The sequence below is a fragment of the Methylobacterium soli genome (genome assembly GCF_008806385.1).
In the GTDB taxonomy this organism is placed as follows: Bacteria; Pseudomonadota; Alphaproteobacteria; order Rhizobiales; family Beijerinckiaceae; genus Methylobacterium; species Methylobacterium soli.
This window is the reverse complement of record NZ_VZZK01000019.1, coordinates 1-20952: the sequence shown is the minus strand read 5'-3', so window position 1 is coordinate 20952 and position 20952 is coordinate 1. Positions and strand designations below refer to the sequence as shown.

Below are 20952 nucleotides of genomic sequence, written 5' to 3'. Positions count from 1 at the left end.
ACCGCCGCATCCCGCGGTGCCGGAGCCCTCCCGCGCGACGTCCGGCCGAGAGCCGGATCCTAGTGATTCCGGATCAGTGAGGACGGCGCGCGGCCCTCCTCACATCCCGTGCCCCTCGGTCTCGACCAGGATTTCGCGCTTGCCGGCATGGTTGGCCGGGCCGACGAAGCCCTCGGTCTCCATGCGCTCCATCAGCGAGGCGGCGCGGTTGTAGCCGATCTGCAGGCGGCGCTGGATGTAGCTCGTGGACGCCTTCTTGTCGCGCAGCACCACCTGGATCGCCTGCTCGTAGAGGTCGCCGCCAGCCTCGCCGAAGGAACCCTGATCGAACACGGCGCCGTCCATCTCGATCTCGTTGGCGGAGCCCTTGGCGCCCTTCTCGGTCTCGCCGGACCCGTCATCGGCGGTGACGGCCTCGAGATAGGCCGGCCGGCCTTGGCGCTTCAGATGCGCCACCACGCTCTCGACCTCCGCATCCGAGCAGAACGGCCCGTGCACGCGCGTGGTCCGCCCGCCGCCGGCCATGAACAGCATGTCGCCCTGGCCGAGCAACTGCTCGGCGCCCATCTCGCCGAGAATCGTGCGCGAGTCGATCTTGCTCGTGACCTGGAAGGAGATCCGGGTCGGGAAGTTCGCCTTGATCGTGCCCGTGATCACGTCCACGGACGGGCGCTGCGTCGCCATGATCAGGTGGATGCCCGCCGCCCGCGCCATCTGCGCCAGCCGCTGGATCGCCCCCTCGATCTCCTTGCCCGCCACCATCATCAGGTCGGCCATCTCGTCGACCACGATCACGATGTAGGGCAGCGGAGACAGGTCCATCTCCTCGTTCTCGTAGACCGCCTCGCCGGTCTCGCGGTCGAACCCGGTCTGCACCGTGCGGGTCAGGATCTCGCCGCGCGCGCGCGCCTCGTCGAGACGGGCATTGAACCCGTCGATGTTGCGCACGCCGACCTTGGACATCTTCTTGTAGCGCTCCTCCATCTCGCGCACCGCCCATTTGAGGGCGATCACCGCCTTCTTGGGGTCGGTCACGACGGGGGAGAGCAGGTGCGGGATGCCGTCATAGACCGACAATTCCAGCATCTTCGGATCGACCATGATCAGGCGGCACTCTTCCGGGCGCATCCGGTAGAGCAGGCTGAGGATCATGGTGTTGATAGCCACCGACTTGCCCGAACCCGTGGTGCCGGCGACGAGCAGGTGCGGCATGCGGGCGAGGTCCGCGATGATCGGCTCGCCGCCGATATTCTTGCCCAGGCACAGCGCGAGGCGATGCTTCGTCTCGACGAAATCCACCGAGGCCAGGAGTTCGCGCAGATACACGGTCTCGCGCTTGGCATTCGGCAATTCGATGCCGATGGCGTTGCGGCCGGGCACGACCGCCACGCGGGCCGAGACCGCCGACATCGAGCGGGCGATGTCGTCGGCGAGCGAGATCACGCGGCTCGACTTGGTGCCGGGGGCGGGCTCGAGCTCGTAGAGGGTGACGACGGGGCCGGGGCGCACCGCCAGGATGTCGCCGCGCACGCCGAAATCGCTGAGCGTCGCTTCCAGCAGCGTGGCGTTCTGCTCCAGCGCGTCCGCCGAGACGAGGCTCGCGGCGGACGGGCCGCGCGGCTCCGCCAGGAGTTCCAGGGCCGGATGGTCGTAATCCTCGGGATCCTGGATCGGCGGCGGCGCGGCGCGGCGGACCGGGGCGGGCGGCGGAACGGGGGCGGAGACGCGCGAGCGCGGCGCCTCGGCCGGAACCTCGTCGCGGATGAGACGGGTTTCGTCGTCCCGGTCGTCGCCCTCGTCGTCGTGCAGGATCGGTGCCGGGGCGGCGCGGCGCGGGCGGACCGGCTCGCCCGCCTCCGCACCCTCGAAGACCGGCTCGCGGCGGCTCTCAGTGCCGGAGGCTTGCGGCGGCAGGTGGGTCGCCCAGGGCGCGTCGTCGCCCTCGAAGGCGCGCCGGGCCGCGATGGCCGGCGAGGCCCCCGCATAGGCGAGACCCCCGGCGGCGTCGGCGCGTTGCGCCTTCCAGGCCTCGACCCGGGCGCCGAGGGCCGCGCGGCCCTGCATCACCGCCTGGGCGACGGCGCCGAGGGAGACGATCCCGAGGCTCGGCTCGTCCGCGTCGTGGCGGCCGTCGTAGCGGCTGTCGGCCCGGCCCGGCAGGGCGCGGCGCGCCGGCTCGCGCGCCGACCGGTAGGGAGCCTCGTCCTCCTCGTTGTCCTCGAGGCTGACGCCGACCCGGCAGGCACCCGTGAGGCTCAGGATGGCGATGCCGGCGAAGACGAAGCCCACGAGGGCCGCGGCCGGGCCCGAGATCGCCCCCACGATGGTGCGGGCGGCCGACATCAGGGAATCGCCGGTCACGCCGCCGAGGCCCGTGGGCAGGGGCCAGCGGGCGGTCGGCGGCAGGGCGCTCGCCACCGCGCTCGCGGCGCAGAAGCCGATGATCCAGAGGGCGATTCGCATGCCGCCGCGCGGCAGGTCGCGGGCGCGCATCAGGCGGATGCCCCAGAGGGCCGGCGGCAGCGCGAAGGCGAGCGAGCCGAGCCCGAGGAGCTGCATGGCGAGGTCGGAGACGACCGCGCCCGGCGCCCCCAGGACGTTGTGGGCGGCATGGTCGGTCGCGTGGTTCAGGCTCGGGTCGTCGATCGACCAGGTGGCGAGGGCCACCGTCAGGGCGACGGCGCCCGCGAACAGCAGGAGCCCGCCGAGCTCCGTCAGCCGCCGCGCCAGGAAGGGCCGCAGCGTATCGACGAAGGTGTCGTAGGGCGATGCGGAGCGGCGAAGCGAGCGCATGCGGGACCGGGCACGAAAAGGGACAGCGAACCTCACGCTACGGCCATTCCGTTAACGCCCATTTAAGGTTGAAGAACCCTCGCCCTGTGCCGGTTCAAGGACTTAACCCGCCCGCGCTCGCGGGGGCGCCGTCCGGGTGGTGCAAAACCATCCGGGATATGCGAAATCCTGCGCCCATGAAGATCGACGGAAAACCCTACCGCACCATCTGGCCCGCCGCCGACGGCCTCAGCGTCGCGGTGATCGACCAGACCCGCCTCCCCTTCGCGTTCGAGCTGCGCCGCCTCGCGGCGCTCGACGATGCCGCCGAGGCGATCCGCACCATGATCGTGCGGGGCGCGCCCCTGATCGGGGTGACGGCCGCCTACGGCCTCGCCCTGGCGATGCGGGAGGATGCGAGCGATGCGGGGCTCGACCGCGCGATCGAGACCCTGGCGGCGACGCGGCCCACCGCGATCAACCTGCGCTGGGCGCTGAACCGGGTCGCCGCGACGCTGCGGCCGCTGCCGAGCCAGGCGCGCTTCGCCCATGCCTTCGCGGAGGCCGGCCGCATCGCCGAGGAGGATGTCGCGAGCTGCCGCGCCATCGGGGCGCATGGCGGCCACATCCTCGGCGACCTCGCCCGCGACAAGGGGCGCCCCATCAACGTGCTGACCCATTGCAACGCCGGCTGGCTCGCCACCGTCGACTGGGGCACCGCCCTCGCCCCGATCTACGCCGCCCACGATACCGGCGTGCCGGTCCACGTCTTCGTGGACGAGACCCGGCCCCGCAACCAGGGCGCGGCGCTCACCGCCTTCGAGCTCAACGCCCACGGCGTGCCCCACACCGTCATCGCCGACAATGCGGGCGGTCACCTGATGCAGCACGGCGGCATCGACGCCTGCATCGTCGGCTCGGACCGGACCACGGCGAGCGGCGACGTCTGCAACAAGATCGGCACCTACCTGAAGGCTCTGGCAGCCCGCGACAACGGCGTGCCGTTCTACGCCGCCCTGCCCTTCTCGACGATCGACTGGAGCCTCGACGACGGCGTCGCCGAGATCCCGATCGAGGAGCGGGACGGGCGCGAGGTCAGCCATCTCACCGGCCGCCTGCCGGATGGCGGCTTCGCCACGATCGAGGTGGTCTCCCCCGGCAGCCCCGTGGCGAACCCCGCCTTCGACGTGACGCCCGCGCGCCTCGTCACCGGCATCATCACCGAACGGGGCGTCGCCGAGCCGAGCCGGGAGGGCCTGCTGGCGCTCTATCCGGAGCACCGCCGGGCGGCGTGAGGCGCGGGACTGGGTTGGGGTGCCTCACGGCCCCCATTGCCAGAACACCATGCCGGTGAAGGCGAAGACTTCCGTCCCGTGCTGGTTGCGGGCGGCGTTGCGCATCGTGGCGAGGCCCCAGCCGGGGCGGCTGGCGGAGGCGCGCTTGTCGGTCAGCGTCGTGGTGTAGGTGAGCGTGTCGCCCGCGTAGACGGGGGCGAGCCAGCGCAGGTCGCGGAAACCCGGCGAGGAGCCGAACAGGGGCACCGGCCCCCGCTCCGCCGTGAGGGCCGCGTCGCGGGTGCGCGTCGCGATCATCCGCTTCATCCACACGGCGGCCGTGTGCCAGCCCGAGGCGCAGAGCCCGCCGAAATGGCTGCGTCGCGCCGCCTCCGGATCGAGATGGAAGTCCTGCGGATCGTAGGCCCGCGCGAAGGCCATGATAACGTCCGCCGTGAAGACGTGCGGCCCGAGGTCCCGCGTGGTGCCGGTCTCGGCGCGTCCGAGGAACGGCAGGATCTCGGCATCCGTCGGCTCCGCCACGGGCGCGGCCTCGGCGAGCTTCACCACCCGCGGCGGCAGGGGCGCGGCGTCGCGCCGGGGCAGCATCACCGTGAAGGCCTGGCTCATCACGGCCTCGTCCCGCTGGTTCAGAGCCGTCATGGCGAGGCGCAGGAAGCCGCGGTCGGGCTTCGAGGTGGAGCCGCGGCAATCCTCGACCGTGACGGAGAGACGGATCGCGTCGTCGGGCAGGACCGGCTTCAGCCAGCGCAGCTCCGTGATCCCGGGGGACCCCATGGAGGAGCCGCCCTGGAAGACGCTCGCCTGCAGGAGCCGCATGCCGACCGCTGCCGTGTGCCAGCCCGAGGCGATGAGGCTGCCCACGAAGGTGTCCTGCGCGGCGGCCTCGTCGGTGTGGAAGGGCTGCGCGTCGAAGTCGCGCGCGAAGGTCACGATCGCCTCGCGCGTGAGGATGAGCGCGGGACTGGCGATCACCTGGCCCTTGGCGAAATCCTCGAAGCAGACGCGCGGCATCGCGGCCTCAATTCGCGAAGCGGAAATGCAGCACGTCGCCGTCCTGCACGAGGTATTCCTTGCCCTCGAGCCGCAGCTTGCCGGCATCGCGCGCGCCGGTCTCACCCTTGAGGCTGGTATAGTCGGAGAACGCGATGGTCTCGGCCCGGATGAACCCCTTCTCGAAATCCGAGTGGATCACGCCGGCGGCGGCCGGCGCGCGGGTCCCCTTGGGAATCGTCCAGGCCCGCGCCTCCTTGGGGCCGACCGTGAAATAGGTGATGAGGCCGAGAAGCTCGTAGCCCGCCCGGATCACCCGGTTGAGGCCGGGCTCGGTCAGGCCGACCGCCTCGAGGAACTCGGCCTGGTCGGCCTGGGGCATCACGGCGATCTCGCTCTCGATCTTGGCCGAGACCACCACCGCCACGGCCCCTTCGGCCTTCGCGCGGGCCATCACGGCGTCCGAGTGGGCGTTGCCCTTGTCGGCGTCGCCCTCGTCGACGTTGCAGACATAGAGGACGGGCTTGGCCGTCATCAGCCCGAGCTGCTGGAAGAGGCGCTCCTCCTCCGGCTTGCGCGTGACGAGGCGCGCCGGCTTGCCGTCGCGCAGGTAGGGCAGCGCCCGATTGACGAGGTCGAGGAACTCCTTGGCCTCCTTGTCGGCGCCCCGGGCCTTCTTCTCGAGCGCCACGACGCGCTTCTCCAGGCTCTCGAGATCGGCGAGCATCAGCTCGGTCTCGATCGTCTCGATATCGGCGGCCGGGTCGACCTTGCCCTCGACATGGGTGACGTCGCCGTCCTCGAAGCAGCGCACCACGTGCGCGATGGCATCGACCTCGCGGATATTGGCCAGGAACTGATTGCCGAGCCCCTCCCCCTTCGAGGCGCCGCGCACGAGGCCGGCAATGTCCACGAAGGTCAGGCGGGTCGGGATGATCTCCTTCGACGCGGCGATGCCGGCGAGGTCGTCGAGGCGCGGATCGGGCACCGCCACCTCACCGACATTCGGCTCGATGGTGCAGAACGGGTAATTCGCCGCCTGCGCCGCCGCCGTCTGCGTCAGCGCGTTGAAGAGGGTCGACTTGCCGACATTGGGCAGGCCGACGATGCCGCATTTGAAGCCCATGAGACTCGTTCCGCTGAAGCAGGCCGTCCGGGGAGACCCGGGAGGGGATGATGAGGGCGAGACCCCGGACTGACCCGGCCCGGGATGCCGCCTCGGTGAGAATCGACCGGCCGACGCGTTGACGGCCCGGCCCGGCGCGGCGGGCGCAGGGGATGAGGGCGCCGATCAAGGACGCCGTCCGGGACCTCGACGCGGGTCTCCTCGACCGTCGTCGATATCGGGGTCCTGCGGATTCGTGTCAATTCCGGGCCCCGAGGGTCTTCACTTCGTCCCAGCCCCGGCCCGCCATGGCGAGGTGGACCTTGTTCTGGAAGCCGGCATCGTCGGCCCTGGCCAGGAGTTCCGCGTGGTCGGCCACCGCGCGGCAGAGATCCTCGACCCAGGGCTCTTCCTGCTTGCCGAAATCGTTGAGCACGTAGGCGTGGACGAGCGCCTTGTCGCCCGGATGGCCGATGCCGAGGCGCACGCGGCGGTAATCGTTGCCGCACTGGGCCGTGATCGAGCGCAGGCCGTTATGGCCGGCATTGCCGCCGCCGAGCTTCACCCGGAGCTTGGCCGGCGCCAGATCGAGCTCGTCGTGAAGCACGATCACGTCGGAGAGCGGGATCTTGTAGAAGCGCTGCGCCTCCGCGACCGCGCGGCCGGATTCGTTCATGAAAGTCTGGGGCTTCAAGAGGATCGCCCGCTCGGTGCCGATCCCCACCTCGGCGGCCTCGCCCTGGAACCGGCGGCGGAACGGGCTCGCCCGGTGCAGGCGGGCGATCTCGTCCAGAGCCAGGAAGCCGATATTGTGGCGGTTGCGGGCATAGCGCGAACCGGGATTTCCAAGGCCGACCAGCAGGCGCATCGCTCGGGTTCTCTCGGCTGCGGGCGCCGGGCTCGCGGCTATGGCCTCGCAGGGCTTGGGTCTGAAACGCGAACGCCCCGACCTTGCGGCCGGGGCATCTCGTCGGGACGTCGAGCGCGGGCGAAGGCCCTGCCGCTCACGCCTCGGTCTTGGTCTCGCCGGCGTCGTCGCCCTCGGCCTTCTCCTCGGCGGATTCGGCCGATTGCGCCTCCGCGATCGCGGCCTCCTCGGCCTCGACCTCGGCGCCCAGCACCGTCGGCGGCACGATGTTGGCCACCGTATCGGTCGCCTCACCCGTGTAGGTGACACCGGCCGGCAGCGTCACGTCCGTCATGTGGATCGCGTCGCCGATCTGGCGGCCGGTGAGATCGACTTCGATCGCATCGGGGATCTGGTCGGGGGCGACCGTGAGGGCGAGCGTGTGGAGCACGATGTTGAGCGTGCCGCCCTTCTGCTTGATGCCCGGCGCGGCGTCCTCGTGCACGAAATGCACCGGCACCTCGACCGTGACGGTCTGGCCGGCCACGACGCGCAGGAAATCGACATGCAGGGGCGTGCCGTTCACGGGGTCGAGCTGGAAGTCGCGCGGGATGACGCGGGTCTTGCGGCCGCCGGCATCGACCTCGAACACGGTGGTCTTGAAACCGCCGGCATAGATCAGGGTGCGGGTGCGGATGAGGTCGATGGCGATGGCCTGCGGGGCCTGGCCGCCGCCGTAGATGACGGCGGGAATCTGGCCCTGGCGACGAACGGCCCGGGCGGCCCCCTTGCCAACCCGGTCGCGTGCCACGGCCTCAAGCGGCTTAACAGCGCTCATGGCGTGATCCTTTCAACGTGAATGAGGTGAGAAACGCCAAAGGCCGCCCGAAACGGACGGCCCCGAACCGATCCCCACGCGCCCGTGCCTCCAAGGGTGTCTGGCGGGCGCGTCGGCTCCATACCCGCCTGACGCTCAAAACGCAATTGCCCTGGCAGATGAGCCAGTGCGTTTGGCGATCGATACGATGATCTGAACGGATCCAGATTGCGTTCTGGGCAAGGTCGCCGCTGGGCAGCCCGAAAACCAGATGGGAAGGATGATGGAGCGGGAAAGGTCGGCGAAAGACGCGTGAGACCAGACGGCGTTTGATCGGTGTCCCGCGAGTGCCGGGCGCGTTTAGTCGAAGCCGACTGGCGCTGTGTGCAGCTGCGGCCTTCATCTGTCCTGAAAGCCACTGTCCTGAAAGCCACGAGGGCGCGACCAACCCCGCGGCCTAGGCCCCGCCGTGTCGGGCTACCCGCGAATGGCTCTGTGAGAGGCAGTCTCCTTGTGGTTCCGCCCGGGCACCGTCGGTAGGATAGAGCCGTCAACCCAGTAGCAATCGTACGCCTCAATACATTGACCTGCCAAGCACGGCCGTGCAATCCAGGGATTAATGAAAAGCAATAACGTTAGTTAAGAACTATAGCCTAAGAACATTATCAGGGAATATTTGTACGAATGGCTACACCGACCAATCTCGAAACCTATTTCCTCGACCTCATCAACCAGACCCGCGCCAGCGCTGGGGTCAAGCCTCTCACCTTCGACGGCGAACTCCTGGATGCCTCCGACGCGCACAGCGCCTGGATGGACCAGACCGACACATTCTCCCACACGGGCGTGAACGGCTCCTCCCCCGGTGATCGCGTGGCGGATGCGGGCTACGGTGCGCAGGGCTGGGGCGAGAACATCGCCTACGTCAGCGGCGGAATGGATGAGGCCACCATCCAGCAGTTGCACACCAACCTCGTGAATTCACCCGGCCACTACGCGAACATCATCAATGGATCGTTCGAGGAGGTTGGGATCGGCCTGAAGGAAGGCGTGATTGGTGGCTACAATGTCGTCTTCGTGACGGAGGATTTCGGTACGCCGAACGCCGCTGAGCGCGCGGAGGCGAATGATGTGGGAGGCACGGCCACCGCTCCGGTGAGCACAGCTCCGGCGCCCACCGATCCGGTTACCACGGCACCGACCACGAGCACCGAGCCGGTTGCTGCCACTCCGACCCACGACGCGGCTGTTCCGACTCCGGCTGCTGATCCGGTTACCGCGGCACCGACCACTGAGCCGGTTGTTGCCACTCCGACCCACGACGCGGCTGACACCACCCCGGCTGCTGACCCGGTCGTCACGGCACCGAGCACGACCACCGAGCCGGTTGCCGCCACTCCGACCCACGACGCGGCTGATACCACGCCGGCTGCTGACCCGGTTACCACGGCACCGACCACGAGCACCGAGCCGGTTGTTGCCACTCCAACCCACGACGCGGCTGTTCCGACTCCGGCTGCTGACCCGGTTGTCACGGCACCGACCACGACTGCCGAGCCGGTTGCCACCACTCCGACCACAGCTACCCCGACGCCAACGCCTTCCGCTGATGGTCAGACCACTGGCGGAAACACCCCGGGTAACGATATCGCCTACGGCCACGGCCACGGCCACAGCTTCGTGTTCGACAAGGCTCACGGCGGCCGTGATCACGGTTGGGACTTCTCCCATGTGACCGAGAAGTCCGGCTGGACGCATACTGACACAAACACCCACGTGGCCGATCAGGGTTCACATGGCTGTGACGCGTACCTCTCCGGTGATGTGAACGCCCATACCGATGCGATCCAGACGCTCGGTGTGCATCACTTTGGACACGGTGACTTTATCCTCTGACGACAAGGCCCCCGGTTCGGCCGGGGGCCAGCCAACCTTAGAGATACCGTTCCCCCGTTGCGCTCCATCCGGTGGGTCCCCGCCCCTGATCGGAGTGCCGCTTCACATCGCAGGCACAGCTCTACACCGACCTCACGCTGGGCCCAGCGCAAAACATAGATCAGTTCCGTACGCCTCTCTGGACCGATGAATGTAACGACTATGACCCAGCCTGAGTGGGTACGGCCTTCGCTGTCCGATGACGCCTGAGGTGAGTCGATGGGAGCAGCGGCCCACCGCAACGTGCTGACCGGCGAGAGCCGTCATTTGAGATCCGTCTAATCAGGCGGCCTATTGACAGCTGCACTTTACACCAGCGTGCCGCTTGTCTCCGGCCATGTTCAGAAAGGCTGGACGGCTCAGGGCGCATTGCAAATCGGTCTGTCGCAGGATGCCCCGTGATGCCGCACAGACAGGTGGCCGCCCATCTCAAGGTGCTGATATCTTCGCCGGTAAGCGTTACAATCGACAGATCAGTGCCGCGAAGCGCCGCACTGCAGATTTCCGCTGCGAGAACGCCCGCCGCTCGTATCGCTCCAAGCGCGCGAGCTTCTGGAGGAGGTCCGCAGAAGGGAAAAGGGTCGATGCGATGTCTGTGCCTGTTTCGGCCTGCAGAGCGTGAACTTCTTCTCGGATTAGGGTGCCCTTGAACGCCTGAACGCGCCGGAGGTGAAACTGCGCCTCGGCGACGGCGCGAGCCGCATCCAGGATGGCGGCATCACCACCGTGCGCGCCCGCGATCAGCGTCGCGAGATGCTCGGTCTCCTCCGGCGCGTCAGGGTTGGGATCCGTGGCAGCGAGGCCGTGTTTGCGCGCGTTCTGGGCGGAGCGCGTCCGGCCCGCCGCCGTGCGCGGACCGGTGCTGGCCAGCGCATTCTGACGATTGGCGCGGATAGCACGCTCGGTCGTCATGGCTCAGATAGGGGCGGTCAAGGTAGCGCCTGCCTCGTGGGCAGGAGAGTCGAGGTCAATAACCTCCGCGGCCGCGTTCCTCAGTTGCTGGCTGAAGCCTGCCCGCCTGCGCTCGACCTCGCGCAGGAGCGTGTCCCGCCGGTGATCAGTGGAAGCGATCATGCGCTCCACCCGCTCGACTTCGGAGAGTCTCAACTGGAAAGCCTGAGCGGTGACGTCCGCCGGTGTGAGCCCCCTCGCTTGGAGCATTCGCTCCATCGCTGCGGTCTCAGTCTTACTGTTTTGAAGCCACCCGAATGCGAGAGTTGTGGCCTCTCGCTGGTGTTCAGACTTCGACGTGAAGGGGTTATGATTCTCGTTCTCAATGACCGGCAGAATCAGCGCTGTGCCGGCCTCTAGCCGTCCCTGGTTCAGAATTTGGCTCCGCCAGCGACGGAGGCGTTTCGCCTCCCAAACCAGGTCGACGATGTCCTTCACCCAAATCGCCTCGATGACGTCTGAGGGCTTGACCTGCTGAATGATGATTCGCAGGAGCGCTTCGTATTGCTCCGCGTTTTCACCGGGGAGAAGCGGGCGGTCGGCGAACAAGAAGTCAAGGTGCTGCGGGATCGCCGGCATGATCTCGCCCGAGGCGCTCAGATCAGCCTGAGCACCATGAGCCGGTGCAGGCTTCGCATCTGTCTGTCGAATTGTCATTGGATCCGCTGTTCCTGACACGTTCTCTATAGTCGATGGTGTCGCGTGGGTACAAAGGCGATCTCTCGGCTTCAACAAGGGATTCCCCCAAGAAGGATCGGGTACGGGACGGGCCGCCTCCACGTCGGATGCTCTCGGGCCGGCGTCGACGTCGATCTGAACGGGAATGACGTGGTCACGGCGAACGACCGTACCGTTGACCTTTCGCTTGAACGCGCTGGCGCGCGAGGCGGGCAGAGGATGGGCGGCCAGGGCGGCCCCGAGGTGGCGCAGCTTCTGACGCTTGGCGCGCGCGGTGCGGGCATGATCGTCGCGTGTTTTTGCCCGACCACAGATCTCATGCGCCGGCCCCATGTTCTCAAGGGCGTCGGCCCCGCCGAGTTCGAGGGCGCGGATATGCTCAACGATCCAGCGCTCACGGACCCCGTCGATGCGCTGGTTGCAGACGACACAGGTGCCGCTCGTGCGCTCCCAGGCCTGTAGTCGGCGACGCGCGGAGAGGGAGCCGCGCGGCGTGGTGCCGACATCTTCAGGGATGACGAAGGGCATCGTGGCGCTTGGGCTTGGGGGTCGAGCGGTTGGCCAGAGCTTTGATCGCGCGATAGGACAGGCTCTCCCAGTCAGAGATAAGTTGCTCGTAGCGCTCGATGAGGGCCTTGAGCTCGGCGTCGTCCTCGCAGGATACGAGCTTCGCTTGGAGACCTAAGGAAGAGACGGTTGAGCGTGCGGGATCAGCCGCGCGCGTGCGCAGTCGTTTCTCGGGCATGAGGTGCCTCGTGGGTCGGAGGATTTGGAGGCGGGTGTGCGGCGGTGCTCTGACCGCCCAAGCTTTTGTCTCAGCGCGGGGTCGGGACTGGGCCGAAGGCCTCTGCCGGGCGGGATCGGGGTCGCTCCGGCAAGACTTCAGAGCGGCGCAGCTTCGGATCCTGCTCCGGCTGGCGCATTGAATTTTGCGATGATTGACCGCGACCCGACGAAGCTAGGTTTTCCCGTCCTTCCGCGCTCATGGAGCGGGCCGTCAGGCGAGATCGAGGATCTCTATCCCGCTGAGCCTCGTGTTGCTCAAGATAGAGCGCAAGGCGGCGCGCGGCCTTAGCGGCCTGCCAGGTTCCTTTGAGAGCGGCCGAGAGGCAGATGTTCCAGGGCTCGCCTGTGACTGAGCGACGAGCCTTCGCTGCGGTGATCGCCGCTGACATGATGGCGCGGAGGTCATAGCTGTTTGAGACAGCCAGCGAATGAGAATGGGCCGAAGTGCGGGCGCGATCAGCGGCCAGCTTTATGAAAGCCTGCTCACGGCAGTGAGCGACGCGCTCACCTGGAGCGAATGCAATGCGATCTGCACGGAGATCGCGTATGGCAACAGACCAGGAGAGAGGGCGGCGGCACGACATTGGGAATTCCCATCTGATATATGTCGCCCTAAAAGTGCAATTCTTCCTTCCGTTAGTCAACCACAAAAGAGATAGGTTATACAAAAATGGCAATCACGCGGGATCAATGCCGCGCCGCGCGTGCCCTCCTTGAATGGACCCAAGACCGGCTGGCCGAAGTGTCATCGGTTTCCAAGAAAACGTTGGTCGACTTTGAAGTAGGCAAGCGCACGCCCTATGACCGCACCATTGCCGATATCACACGTGCGCTCGAAGCCGCAGGCATCGAGTTCATACCTGAGAACGGCGGAGGAGCTGGCGTTCGATTCCGGGACCGACGAACCGCCGGGGCGAGGACTTGAAGAGGAGAGCCCGCGCGCAAGCAAGTCATTCCCCCGCACTTGTATGATGCAATGAGGGCGGCCCTGTGCCCGGGCTCGAAATGCTACGGCGCTTCTGCGCTATGACATTTCGGAGACATGCCGCGGTTGCAGCTCTCGGGAACTGCGAGCACCGTCACGAATAGACGGATCGCTCCAGCATAAGAGGGCCGCCCTTAAGTGCTTAAGGTTTAATTTGCCGAGGAGACTTAATCAGCGCCGCACGTCTTAGGGAAATCACTCACTCGATCAACGAAAAAGGCGACCGATCGGCTAGGTTGCTGATCGGTCGTCATTCAATAATTAATCTACAAAGGCCGCACGCTCCAGATTCAATGATCCGGCGGGTTGCTTGTAACGTCTCGGACTTCGTCAGACTTCAGCCCCATCCCCTCCAATGTGGCGGAGGAAAGCTCTTTTACGGTCTCAATCCTATCGCGAGGTGGCGAGCCATTGATCGCTGTGTTCACCAAGAAGAGGGCGCGCTTCGGCTCGCCTTCGGCAACGGCGAAGAACCTTACAGAAGGCGGCTCACCGGGAACTGTCACCCTGACCATCCAGCCGTTCATGCGCTTCTGACTCCCTTCTTGAGGGGCTAACGATACGGGAACGGCAGAAAAACACAAACCGAGTGCCAGTGCCCCCATTTGCGGGAAGCGGCGATTCCGATGCTTCTGACGGTGACTAAGCCGCTGAAACTGCGCGCTCATCATCGCCGTCCGGCTTCGCTCGCGTCACAAGCCGCTCTAGCTCTAGAGACGCTTGGTCAACGCCTTGGTCACGCGCGGCCTCAAACCAGCGGCGAGCTTCGGACTCATCGCGCAAGCCCGCCAAGCCTCGGGCCAGGTACTGACCCACGAGCAGCTGTGCGCGCGCATGACCGCGTTCTGCTGCCTCCCGAAAACACTGTTGAGCGAGCCAGGGATTGGCCGGGATGTCATGGCCCCCATCATACAGAGCTCCGAGCGCAAACATCGCGCCCACATGCTCTTGCTGTGCCGCTTTCCGGAACAGGTCGAGTGCGCGCTGATGGTCCTTTTCACCGCCGCGTCCATTCACGAGCATCTCCGCCAGCATAACCTGTGCGTCGACCAATCCGCCCTCAGCCGCTCGGCTAAGCCAGATACGACCTTCGGCTTCGTCGCTTGGCACGCCGCGTCCTTCGACTAACATCCGGCCATACCAGAACTGTGCAGTTGGGAGACCTTCGGCCGCTCGTCTCAGCCACGTCGCGGCTTCCCGCTCGTTCCGAGCTCCTCCAACTCCTTGTGCGAGACACACGCTCAAATTGAACGCCGCAGTTAAGTCGCCTTGCTCAGCCGCACGCTCGAACCAATGACGCGTCTTGGCATGATCCTCCGGTTCACCCTGACCGCTCAGAATGAGATTTGCGAGATCGACTTGCGAGGCCTCATTGCCCATCTCCGCCGCCCGCCGGAGCCAATGAGCTGCTACGTTGGGATCGATATCAACGCCCGCCCCGACAAGATGCAACTGGCCCAACGCTCTCGCCGCTCCGGCGTGTCCCAGTTCCGCCGCGCGCTCGAGCCACGTGACAGCTTCCACATAGTTGGGCGCGAGGTCACCACCCTTCGCATGGAGAAAGCCAACCAACGCCGCCGCGTGTGCGTCGCCCCCCAACCCAGCTCGGCGCAGCCAGGTCTCGCCGAGAATGACATTCCGCTCGACGCCTTCCCCATTCAGCAGCGCTAGACCCCAGCAGGTTTGTGCGGAACGAATGCCCTTCTCCGCTGCCTCTCGATACAGCTGGGCCGCGGCCGGCAAGTCACGTGCTACGCCGATACCGACCTGTGTCAGGGCACCTAGGAGAGTCAGGGCATTCGGTAAACCTGCGGCGGCGGCTTTAGCGACGGCACTTGCTGCCTTGGTTTGGCTGTCATCGTCCGTCGCGGTCTGCAGACGCAGCATTCCCAAGCCAAGAGATCCCTGCGGGCAATCTGCATCTGCAGAGCGCTGGTACCACGTTTCCGCCTCCGCTAAGTCGCGTAACGCCAATGGGCCGGATGCGAGTATATAGCCGAGAAGTGCCTGCGCTTCAGACGATCCACTCTCAGCCGCCCGACGACCCCAAATCATCGCCGTACAAAAATCGGGCTCTTTCGCAGCTGCTTGAGATGGATCTTCATGTGAGAAGAGAGTCGACGGCGTGTTGGCAACAGAACTCTCAGAGATGTCACCCCTGGCGTAGATCAGCGCCAGGCGAAACTGAGCGTCGACGTGCCCCTGTCCCGCAGCAGCGGTCAACCACCGAACCGCCTCTATGACGTTTTGCGGAACACCGATTTCGTCGAGATAGCATTGCGCCAGCCGATACTGCGCTTCGCTTGAGCCAGAGCGCGCCGCGTGCGCGATCTCTGCGACGCCTTCCTTTGCTCGCCCACGCTCGAGCAAATTGACCCCGTTCCGTAAGCGAGCCGCTGACGATAAAGGAGCGATCAGGCGATCAACGAAGCTCATGAACGCTTTTATCCGGTGGGTTTCGGCGCTTCAAGGTTCCCGCATTCCCTCGAGGCCGACTGGGAGGATCCGCGCGAAGAGATACTTGAGAAGTGTGCGCTCGCCAGCTTTGACATCGGCAGTGATGGGCATTCCCGGCTTCATCTCGAAACCGCCCGGCACGCCATGCATCTTAATGTTGTCGATGGTGACCCGGGCTTTGTACCAGACAGTCTGCTGGCCTTGCCCTCCAACACTCCCACGCTGATTTTCCTGCGCGCCAGTAAAACTGTCAGCGCTGATGGTGCGAACGAAGCCTTCGGCGAGGCCGTATTGTACGAATGGGAACGTGTCGAACTTCACCGTGACCCTCTGTCCAAGTTGGACATAGCCGGCGTCCTCTGCTGCTATGCGGGTCTCAACTTCAAGCGGAGCATTTGTGGGAACTAGCGTGATGAACTGCTCACCAGATTGCATGACCGAGCCGACCGAAACTCTCGCCATATTGAGAACCACAGCATCTTGTTTCGCACGCAACTCGACGAGTTGGCGTCGTAGCGAGGCCTTCCGCAGTCCTTCCTTGGCGTCATTTAGGGCGCGTGAGCGGAGTGTCAGTTCTTGATTGATTTGCGTCTTCCACTGTTGCTCGAACGCGTCTCGCTCCGCCATCATCTGCTTCAGATCGCGTCCCGCACGTTCAGCCGTCCCGGTTGCGTCCGTTAGGTTGCGCTGCATTTCAATGCGCTGATCTTGCGCAACGAGTCGGTTCATCTGACTTCCTACCTGCAAGCGTTCCAGCTCACGCCGTTTTGACTCCAAAACAGAAGCAATATCGGCTCTCTGACTGAAAGCCTTCACATCGTGCTCGGCGCGGGTCAGCTGAGCCTGAAGGCCGCTGATTTTTTGGTGGAAGCTCTCCATCTGGTATCGGTACTGTGACTGCCGCTGCCCGTACAACGCAATCTGAACGGCTGCCGCGGCATCCGAGGTTTTTGGGGTGTATGATCGTCCAGACGTTTCAGCGTTCAAGCGGTCAACCTCCGCTTGAAGACTCTGGACCTGCGACTCGAGCGCGCTGGCATCAGCATTGGAGAAAGTCGGATCGAGCTCGGCGAGAAGATCCCCCTTCCGCACGATTTGGCCTTCATGGACGTAGATCGAGCGGACAATGGCTGTCTCAAGTGGCTGTACGACGGCAGTTGGCTCGGTAGAGACAACGCGCCCGGCGCCTGTGACCACCATATCGATTGGGAGCAGATCCAGGACTGCCCCCGACGTTACGATTAGCGTCACGATAACCCATAGCATGCTTCGAGCCGCGGGCTTGACCGGGGTTTCCAGCAGTGCAGCCGTCGGAGATTGAAATTCGAGCAGCGCCAAGGCTGCCGCCTCGTCTGCGCGCCGCGCTTGCCCGCCGGACCATAGGCTGAGAGCACCGCTAGCCATTCTACTTATTCCCCAGCCGCAATGGATTTAAGCTGCGTCTGACGACTTCGTTCCGAATGCCTATTTTGCTGCTGCCACAGCTGCCGATAAATAGCACAGCGTTCGAGAAGTTCATCGTGCGGACCTACGTCGATCGCGGCTCCTTTGTCCATGACTAGGATTTGGTCGCAATCCACCAGAGACGAGAGGCGGTGTGAGACGATCACCATGGTGCGGTCTTTGGCAATTCGAAGGAGATTGGCGTTGACCAGAGCCTCACTTTCCGGATCGAGCGCGCTCGTGGCCTCATCGAGAATCAGGAGACGCGGATTGACAATTAGGGCGCGTGCAATCGCGAGCCGCTGACGCTGCCCGCCTGACAAATTGGCCGACCCCTCTTCAATCCAGGTCTCGTAGCCATGCGGCAGCCGCTCGATGAATTCTTCTGCGCCTGACATGCGGGCTGCCTGGACCACATCGTCCAGGGTCAGCCCTGGACGACCCGCGATGATATTCTCTCGTACCGTCCCTCGGAACAGGAAGTTGTCCTGCATGACCACTCCGAAGCTGCGCCGGAGATGTGTCAAGTTGATTTCGCGCAGGTCGGAGCCGTCGATCTTGAGCCGGCCGCTGTAATCACGGTTGATGCCTTGAAGTAGCCGCGCAATGGTCGATTTGCCCGAACCGCTGCGCCCGACCAGGCCGAGCATCGTCCCTGCTGGAATGCTGAAGTTGACGCGATTGAGCGCCAGCGCCTGGGAGCCGGGATACCTAAAGCTCACGTCATCAAACGTGATTTGGCCGGAGAATTTCGGCCGCAGACCACCCCGCGTTGCCGCCGTTTCAGTTGGATGGTTGAGGACTTCCGAGACCTGCGAGATTGACGTACGAACCTCCTCAATGTCCTGAGTCAGCTTCGCCAGGCCTATGAGAGGGCTCGCGACCCGTCCACCCAACATCATAAAAGCGATCAAGCTGCCAGTTGTGATCCCGGTTGTGCCTGCCGGCGCCACGAGAACGATGTAGGCGCCGCACATCAGCACACCGCGGTCGACAAACCGCTCTAGCGGAGTGGTGACGGTTTGCGCCCAGTTGGCGATCCGGCCAGCTGCTAGGCGGGCGTGACCAGATTCTGCGACCCGCTCGTCCCATTCCTGCTTGCGAGTTTCCTCAATGGCTAGCGATTTGACCGTACGCATGCCGTGCACGGTTTCCACGAGCAGCGAGCCCTTCTTTACCTCGGCGGCAATTAACTGAGCATATACTTGGCGTATAGCGGGGAGGAACCAGAGGACCGTCAACCCTATGCAGAATGAAGCAGCCAGAACCATCCAGGCCAGTGCCGTGCTCATCCAAAAAAGAAACGGTAGAAGAATGAGCAGCGTGAACACGTCTAGTATCGTGCTCACAAGCTTGCCCGTCAAAAAATCTCGGATCTTGAAAATCTGAGAAATTTTGTGAGTTGTCTCGCCGGTGGGGGTTCTTTCGAAGAACTCGACCGGAAGCGCGAGAAGACGACGAAAAACATGAACATTGATGCGCGCGTCAAGCCGTGTCGACATCACTTCGACGATTTCGCGCCGAGCGTAACCGAGGAGCGTCTCATATCCGGTGACCAGCACCAGCATCAACGAGATGAGTGCCAGCGTCGAGAGCGTGTGGTGTGTCATCACACGGTCAATAGCCGCCATCGTCAGGAATGGCGGCAGGATCTGTAGTACGCTCATGCTCAGCGAAGCCACAAGGACTTCGCGGAGATTGCGACGCTCGCGCAAAACGAGTTGCATGAGCCAAGAAAACGAGAATGGCGCCTCGTCGAGGGTCGTTCTCCGTTCACGCCGAATCAGCAGTACGTCACCTTGCCAAACTTGCGACAGCCGCAGTTCGTCAACTGCAATGGGGGCCTGCTCTGGCGTGAGTGGGTTCGCGATAAATGCAACACCCTTTTCAAGATTGCGCCCCGTTAGGAGTGCAGCACCACCATTGGCCAGCAGAAGGACGACTGGTGCCCCTTCTTCGAGCCGAAGGAGCTGCCGCCAGCGAACACGGGTTGCTTTCGCCCACAGGCCCGCGCCTCGAACCCAGGCTACTAGAGATGCAGGGGAGGGAACGATTTCGTTCCGGTCAGACCGGAACTCTAAATGATCGAGCTCCGTGCCATAATGATGCGCAACCGCGGTGACGGCTCGTAGACGCGATTGCGTTGAAATGCTTGCTTCAGGTTTTTCGCTGCCCGGAGTGGCTACGCAGGCTGTTTCGAATGCAAAGGGACCTTTACGCGTATCCGGGAGATGAGGATCAGAGGGAACGCTCAAGGACTTTAACTCCACGCGTACGATCTTAACCGCGAACTCTGCGCGCCGTTGCACGTGAGCGTGGAGGTTGGCAGTCCGCGTCGGGAACTCTCGTATGGAGCATCGAAGCGTGCGCGGCCATACATCTATCGTTATATATTCAATAGATCATGGGTTTGGACTACCAAGCGACATCCGTGCGGCGCGCACTCCTGATTGCGATACGCGTCCACTTCCGTACCAGCCGCAGCCCCACCTGCAGGGCAGCTGAAGGATGCAACTGTTCGCTCGTCTCATAAAACGATGGTTGAGAACTGTATAACCATTGGCATATGGCGGCAGCTCGGTCCTGCGGACTAGACACATGGAGAATAGATCAGGCTGCAGCAATTGCGGGCAGGATCATGATTTGTGGGCGCAGCGGACGCTCCCAAGTAGACACCCGTTAGTAAGGGAACCCTGGCTATGGCAACGACTGAAACAGACGGCGTGGTCAGGTTTAACGGTACTTCCTCTAAGGGTGGTGACGTAATCTATTTTTACTCCAGAACGATCTTACCAGATAACAGTCTTAGTAATAATTATGTTCTTCTCGGAAGTACAATTTCAGCTTTTGCGAATCTTGAGCCTGGCAGTCCGTCCGGCACCGGCGGCTTTACGTTTACTACTGACATGCCGGCTGGGAATTACGTGTTTTACGCCCAAGATCTGGCGAACATAAACGCGCAAACTGGGGGTGGTGGCGGGGGGAATCCGGCGCCATCCGACGCGAACGGTACTCCAGGTAATATTGTTTCATTAACTTATTCGACCAGTACGCAAAATAATGTTTCATTCGTTTCTACTAGCCTTGGCGATCAGACGGCCAATACAAGCCTCTTGTTTACCAGCGCTGCCTCTGTGAGCACCACGAGAGGAGCGACCGGCGCCACGGGTGCGACCGGAGCTACGGGTGCGACAGGTGCCACCGGCTACACCGGAGCCACGGGTGCGACCGGCGCGACCGGAGCCACGGGTTACACCGGAGCCACGGGAGCGACCGGCGAGACCGGAGCGACGGGTGCGACGGGTTACACCGGAGCCACGGGTGCGACCGGAGCCACGGGAGCCACCGGCGAGACCGGAGCGACGGGTGCGACGGGCTACACCGGAGCCACGGGTGCGACCGGAGCCACCGGCGAGACCGGAGCAACCGGAGCGACGGGTTACACCGGAGCCACGGGTGCGACGGGTGCGACCGGAGCGACGGGTTACACCGGAGCGACGGGAGCCACCGGCGAGACCGGAGCAACCGGAGCCACGGGTTACACCGGAGCCACGGGTGCGACGGGAGCCACCGGCGAGACCGGAGCGACGGGTGCGACGGGCTACACCGGAGCCACGGGTGCGACGGGAGCCACCGGCGAGACCGGAGCAACCGGAGCCACGGGTTACACCGGAGCTACGGGTGCGACGGGAGCCACCGGCGAGACCGGAGCAACCGGAGCGACGGGTTACACCGGAGCCACGGGTGCGACGGGAGCCACCGGCGAGACCGGAGCCACCGGAGCCACGGGTTACACCGGAGCCACGGGTGCGACGGGTGCCACCGGCGAGACCGGAGCCACCGGAGCCACGGGTTACACCGGAGCTACGGGTGCGACGGGAGCCACCG

16 protein-coding genes are annotated in these 20952 nt (G+C 64.6%); 4 read left to right on the top strand and 12 right to left on the bottom strand.

Features of this window, described 5'->3' with window-relative positions; genetic code table 11:
- Positions 1 to 99 precede the first annotated feature (99 nt).
- Positions 100 to 2793, bottom strand: a complete 2694-nt coding sequence (locus F6X53_RS17865) for a DNA translocase FtsK (RefSeq protein ID WP_151001552.1) — start codon at positions 2791 to 2793, stop codon at positions 100 to 102.
- Positions 2794 to 2969: 176 nt separating this feature from the next.
- Between F6X53_RS17865 and mtnA the strand changes: the two genes are divergently transcribed.
- Complete coding sequence (mtnA, locus tag F6X53_RS17860) at positions 2970 to 4067, top strand: S-methyl-5-thioribose-1-phosphate isomerase (protein ID WP_151001551.1); 1098 nt, start codon at positions 2970 to 2972, stop codon at positions 4065 to 4067.
- Between the two features lie 24 nt (positions 4068 to 4091).
- Here the strand turns inward: mtnA and F6X53_RS17855 are convergent, their stop codons facing one another.
- The 4 genes from F6X53_RS17855 to F6X53_RS17840 all read right to left on the bottom strand — a co-directional run bounded on the left by F6X53_RS17855 (position 4092) and on the right by F6X53_RS17840 (position 7850).
- Positions 4092 to 5081 carry a MaoC family dehydratase gene (locus tag F6X53_RS17855; RefSeq protein ID WP_151001550.1) on the bottom strand — a complete coding sequence of 330 codons (990 nt, stop codon included), beginning with the start codon at positions 5079 to 5081 and terminating at the stop codon, positions 4092 to 4094.
- A gap of 7 nt (positions 5082 to 5088) precedes the next feature.
- Positions 5089 to 6186, bottom strand: a complete 1098-nt coding sequence (gene ychF, locus F6X53_RS17850; RefSeq protein ID WP_151001549.1) for a redox-regulated ATPase YchF — start codon at positions 6184 to 6186, stop codon at positions 5089 to 5091.
- Positions 6187 to 6424: 238 nt separating this feature from the next.
- Positions 6425 to 7033 carry an aminoacyl-tRNA hydrolase gene (pth, locus tag F6X53_RS17845; RefSeq protein ID WP_151001548.1) on the bottom strand — a complete coding sequence of 203 codons (609 nt, stop codon included), beginning with the start codon at positions 7031 to 7033 and terminating at the stop codon, positions 6425 to 6427.
- A 136-nt stretch (positions 7034 to 7169) separates the two neighbouring features.
- On the bottom strand, positions 7170 to 7850 hold the full coding sequence (locus F6X53_RS17840; RefSeq protein ID WP_151001547.1) for a 50S ribosomal protein L25/general stress protein Ctc: 681 nt from the start codon (positions 7848 to 7850) through the stop codon (positions 7170 to 7172).
- Between the two features lie 663 nt (positions 7851 to 8513).
- Between F6X53_RS17840 and F6X53_RS17835 the strand changes: the two genes are divergently transcribed.
- Positions 8514 to 9725, top strand: a complete 1212-nt coding sequence (locus tag F6X53_RS17835; protein ID WP_151001546.1) for a CAP domain-containing protein — start codon at positions 8514 to 8516, stop codon at positions 9723 to 9725.
- A 498-nt stretch (positions 9726 to 10223) separates the two neighbouring features.
- Here the strand turns inward: F6X53_RS17835 and F6X53_RS17830 are convergent, their stop codons facing one another.
- Genes F6X53_RS17830 through F6X53_RS17820 form a run of 3 tightly spaced genes read right to left on the bottom strand, consistent with a single transcriptional unit; the run spans position 10224 to position 12138 of the window.
- Positions 10224 to 10676, bottom strand: coding sequence for a hypothetical protein (locus tag F6X53_RS17830; RefSeq protein ID WP_151001545.1), 453 nt, complete (start codon positions 10674 to 10676; stop codon positions 10224 to 10226).
- Between the two features lie 3 nt (positions 10677 to 10679).
- Positions 10680 to 11921 (bottom strand): HNH endonuclease, encoded by a 1242-nt coding sequence (locus F6X53_RS17825; RefSeq protein WP_151001544.1) that lies wholly within the window; start codon positions 11919 to 11921, stop codon positions 10680 to 10682.
- On the bottom strand, positions 11902 to 12138 hold the full coding sequence (locus tag F6X53_RS17820; protein WP_151001543.1) for a hypothetical protein: 237 nt from the start codon (positions 12136 to 12138) through the stop codon (positions 11902 to 11904). The genes F6X53_RS17825 and F6X53_RS17820 overlap by 20 nt, the downstream gene beginning before the upstream one ends.
- 711 nt (positions 12139 to 12849) lie before the next feature.
- Here F6X53_RS17820 and F6X53_RS17810 point away from each other — a divergent pair.
- Positions 12850 to 13104: a helix-turn-helix transcriptional regulator gene (locus F6X53_RS17810; protein WP_151001542.1), complete on the top strand. Its 255-nt coding sequence runs from the start codon at positions 12850 to 12852 to the stop codon at positions 13102 to 13104.
- Between the two features lie 350 nt (positions 13105 to 13454).
- On the opposite strand, the gene F6X53_RS17805 is transcribed toward F6X53_RS17810, so the two are convergent.
- The 4 genes from F6X53_RS17805 to F6X53_RS17790 form a co-directional block, all read right to left on the bottom strand.
- Complete coding sequence (locus F6X53_RS17805; RefSeq protein WP_151001541.1) at positions 13455 to 13691, bottom strand: hypothetical protein; 237 nt, start codon at positions 13689 to 13691, stop codon at positions 13455 to 13457.
- 115 nt (positions 13692 to 13806) lie between these two features.
- Positions 13807 to 15600 carry a tetratricopeptide repeat protein gene (locus F6X53_RS17800; protein ID WP_151001540.1) on the bottom strand — a complete coding sequence of 598 codons (1794 nt, stop codon included), beginning with the start codon at positions 15598 to 15600 and terminating at the stop codon, positions 13807 to 13809.
- Between the two features lie 30 nt (positions 15601 to 15630).
- On the bottom strand, positions 15631 to 16959 hold the full coding sequence (locus tag F6X53_RS17795; RefSeq protein WP_238295967.1) for an HlyD family type I secretion periplasmic adaptor subunit: 1329 nt from the start codon (positions 16957 to 16959) through the stop codon (positions 15631 to 15633).
- Positions 16960 to 17030: 71 nt separating this feature from the next.
- Entirely contained in the window at positions 17031 to 19319 is a 2289-nt protein-coding gene (locus F6X53_RS17790) for a peptidase domain-containing ABC transporter (protein ID WP_238295966.1), read from the bottom strand.
- Positions 19320 to 20198: 879 nt separating this feature from the next.
- Between F6X53_RS17790 and F6X53_RS32910 the strand changes: the two genes are divergently transcribed.
- Positions 20199 to 20952, top strand: a 754-nt coding sequence (locus tag F6X53_RS32910; RefSeq protein WP_210386392.1) for a hypothetical protein, incomplete at its 3' end; no start/stop codon positions are given.